Source organism: Bacillus pseudomycoides DSM 12442 (assembly GCF_000161455.1).
GTDB classification, from domain to species: Bacteria; Bacillota; Bacilli; order Bacillales; family Bacillaceae_G; genus Bacillus_A; species Bacillus_A pseudomycoides.
In genome coordinates, this window is sequence record NZ_CM000745.1 from 5,397,974 (window position 1) to 5,401,109 (window position 3,136).

4 protein-coding genes and 1 pseudogene are annotated in these 3,136 nt (G+C 35.2%); all 5 read right to left on the reverse strand.

What is annotated here, in order from left to right; translation table 11 throughout:
• Positions 1-2 precede the first annotated feature (2 nt).
• Positions 3-191 carry a hypothetical protein gene (locus BPMYX0001_RS27345; protein ID WP_050774425.1) on the reverse strand — a complete coding sequence of 63 codons (189 nt, stop codon included), beginning with the start codon at positions 189-191 and terminating at the stop codon, positions 3-5.
• A gap of 325 nt (positions 192-516) precedes the next feature.
• On the reverse strand, positions 517-1,179 hold the full coding sequence (locus tag BPMYX0001_RS27350; RefSeq protein WP_033799477.1) for a restriction endonuclease: 663 nt from the start codon (positions 1,177-1,179) through the stop codon (positions 517-519).
• Positions 1,172-2,170: a DUF3991 and toprim domain-containing protein gene (locus BPMYX0001_RS27355; protein WP_033799478.1), complete on the reverse strand. Its 999-nt coding sequence runs from the start codon at positions 2,168-2,170 to the stop codon at positions 1,172-1,174. Before BPMYX0001_RS27355 ends, BPMYX0001_RS27350 begins: the two co-directional genes overlap by 8 nt.
• 58 nt (positions 2,171-2,228) lie before the next feature.
• Positions 2,229-3,020, reverse strand: a complete 792-nt coding sequence (locus BPMYX0001_RS27360; protein ID WP_244268565.1) for a hypothetical protein — start codon at positions 3,018-3,020, stop codon at positions 2,229-2,231.
• Between the two features lie 23 nt (positions 3,021-3,043).
• A pseudogene (locus BPMYX0001_RS35075) lies at positions 3,044-3,136 on the reverse strand (topoisomerase C-terminal repeat-containing protein); the annotation flags it as partial.

The following is a 3,136-nucleotide window of genomic DNA, read 5'->3' on the forward strand; positions in this document are numbered from 1 at the left end:
CTTTACATCATTTTGATTACTATCATATTTTTTTCTAACTCATTGACCTGCAAATGATACGGTGTCCCTGTTGCTTCTAATGCCTTGCAAAACATTTGATAATACTTAAAATTGCTAAGATCGAAACCAATTTGACCTTTTGTAAGGAAATGTCTTACGTCTTCGATTACTTCAACTGACCTCTTTTTCATTGTAATCACTCCTTATCAAATACGCTCTTATAAGGTCATTGCAACTCTCTTTTCACGGCCTTGCAAGGTCTATATGTTAAATTTTCTGAATTTTTATTTTTAATAACGGGAGAATACGTGCAAATTTATATAAATTAACAAGAAATACTTTAAAACATCATTTGAGGTCCATAAATCTCTTCAAATAAGATTTTAATTTAACGGATACCTATTGCGTTAGAGGTAATGATAAAATCCGTTACAAAGGAATCTGAGAAGCCGTTTTTTTATAAGAACTTCTTTTTTTGAATAAAATTAAAAATGAGCTGAATAAAGTGCTTTCAACTCATTTATTGACCGCTTCCGTATGTGTACAAGATGGAAATTGGGAACAACCAAAAAACTTATTATCATTTTTCTTTGAATATCGAATGACTAATTGATTTTTACAAACCGGACATTTCCGTTCTGCTGGATTGACTTGCTGATACACATCTTTCGCTTTTTGTTCTGGATTCACTTTGGTAATCAAATTCTGAAGCTCAAAACGATCAATAAGTTTCACCTGGCATGCTTTTGCTAATTCTTCAGCTTGTTTTGTAAATACACTATTGGTTACGATCCATGCCTCGTCAGCCTTGTAGTATGCTTTTCCTGCATATACTTCTTGTACAGCCCGAATCCCAACTCGATTCTTTATCCCATATCGTTTCGCCTGGATTACAATACGATTTCTCCCTTTTAATATGACGTCTACACCGTAATCACAAGAGCGTTTGGTGACTTCTGGACGATATCCAAGTTCTCGAAAAAGAGCCTTTAGATATACTTCAAATTGAAATCCATCCATTTTGTCAATGTAACGAATCCCCGACTTCGCCATCCTCTTCAGAATTCGAATTTCACGTATTTTTCCAACACTCCATTTTAAGATATGAAAGATAATATAAAGACCCATTCCATACAAAAAAAGCTGTAATACACCTGATATTGGTAATGTATTAGACACTTCGCTCCATCTCCTTTTTTGGTGTTAGTTTCTTTTGCTGCGGTTGCGTTTGTTTATAAAGCTGTTGCTGTTTTTCAGTTGATTGTATGACTGCCTTCAGTGCATCATTCCAATCTTTCTCCTGTGATGGAAGATGCATTTGGACACGTGGTGTAATCGTTAAAGCTCCTATCTTTTCCGTAAATTCTTTCCCCGCTTTATCATTATCTACTGCGAGGACAATTCGATTCACGGGAAATCCTTCATCTTTTGTCTCTTTAAATGTACGTAAAACAGTCTTCATCTTTAAACCATTCATACTAATCAGCCTTGCATTTTGAAGACGGTTTTGTTGTAACGTCCAATAGGAAAGAAGATCAATCGGGCTCTCGAAATAATAAATGGATGTTGGTTTCCCAACATCCACCATAAATCCTGTATGTGGTTTTCCATTCGGCAAAATTTGCTTGAAAGAACCTCGTTTATTTTCCATCTTAACTGTCCCTTGACGTTCTGCGCCTACTATATCTCCTGTTCCACCTTGTTCTCGCCATTTAAACACGACATTCTTCTTTTTATCTTGTGCAACGAGATCCTGCCCAATCAACCAATTGACTAATCGGGAATCAATTTTCCGCTCCTGAGTTAAATATTGCTTAATCGCTTGTTTATCCTGGACTTCCAAATGACCTGGATAACGAAATGGCCCATCTTGTTTTGGCTCTTCTTCCTTAGATGATGTAAAGGTTGGATAATCACCAAGATTCACATCACGGACAGCTTCTTGAAAAGACATACCATAATACATTTTCGCAAAACTAATTGCTCCATATCCTTTCTCTCCTCGACTATTCCACGCAAACATATTATCTCGAATAATAAGGCTATCATGCTCCGTATGTCGGTAATAGTTTCCCTCTTTTTGAAATTTTTCTCCTTTGGCCTCTAAATACGACAACAAATCCACATCTTTTGCTTTCATGACTTCCTCCTCTGCCAGTCGATATGTCATGTTGGCACCTCCCCTTGTTGTGAATGGTTTCAAGAATAAAAAAAGAGAACTGTTTGTATCAGTTCTCTCCTATCGGTATCATATTCCCTATATTTTTGTCCTTTGGCTCTGTGAAAATATCAAATGGGTTTTTAGTAACCGTATAACAGCATAGCTTTTCATTCATCAGTTTCATTACCTTTTGATTTTTTTCTATATAATAATTTTCAGTAAAATGAATCCAATCCACCACATTATCTTCATCAGTCGACGAGTATTTGAATAGCTTGTTTTCTTCTAATTTACAAATTAAATGCTTCATTTCTTGCAAGGGTAGCATAATCTCGAATTCAGACGTGTGAAACTCCTTGTCTAGGTCGATCAACACCGTTGTATCACAGCAACCTGAACCATATGAATGCATAACATCACATGACCAGTCAACAATCGATAACAAAGTCAATAGTTTATATTTGTGTATGGATCTTCCAAAACAAACGATGGGAATATACACAGAATCTGATTGTAACAGTGCATTCATAATAATCGTTTGTTTAAGATCTAACATGGGTCTTTTTTTTGCTCTTATATGCTCCAATCTAGGTTCCAATTTGAGTAAAAGTTCATCCAAATGTGGCAAATTCTCTTCAGGTTTTTCTCTTTCTTCCAAAATATCTTGAAACTCCATTTCACCCTCTAAATAATGTGCAAGGGTTTCTATTGTGAATAAGCTAGAAAAAAAACGATAATATCTATAGTCATGAAAAACTCTTCCCTGCAATGTTTTTTCTTCAAAAAACAAAATTTCTAACGGATCACAACTTGATTGAAGGTTTATATTAAATTCTTTCATTTCTCTTATAAAATTCATAATGCGTTCACACCCTCTCATTTTTATTTGCCAAATAAGAATTTTAATCGTTTCTCTTGTGTACTGTAGGATAACCGAGCGTCAAATTTCTTCCCATTATTTTTGGACTCAAACCC

Coding starts and splice junctions, on each gene's coding strand:
- BPMYX0001_RS27355 (WP_033799478.1), bottom strand. CDS start 2,170: ATGACATATCGACTGGCAGAGGAGGAAGTCATGAAAGCAAAAGATGTG.
- BPMYX0001_RS27345 (WP_050774425.1), bottom strand. CDS start 191: ATGAAAAAGAGGTCAGTTGAAGTAATCGAAGACGTAAGACATTTCCTT.
- BPMYX0001_RS27360 (WP_244268565.1), bottom strand. CDS start 3,020: ATGAATTTTATAAGAGAAATGAAAGAATTTAATATAAACCTTCAATCA.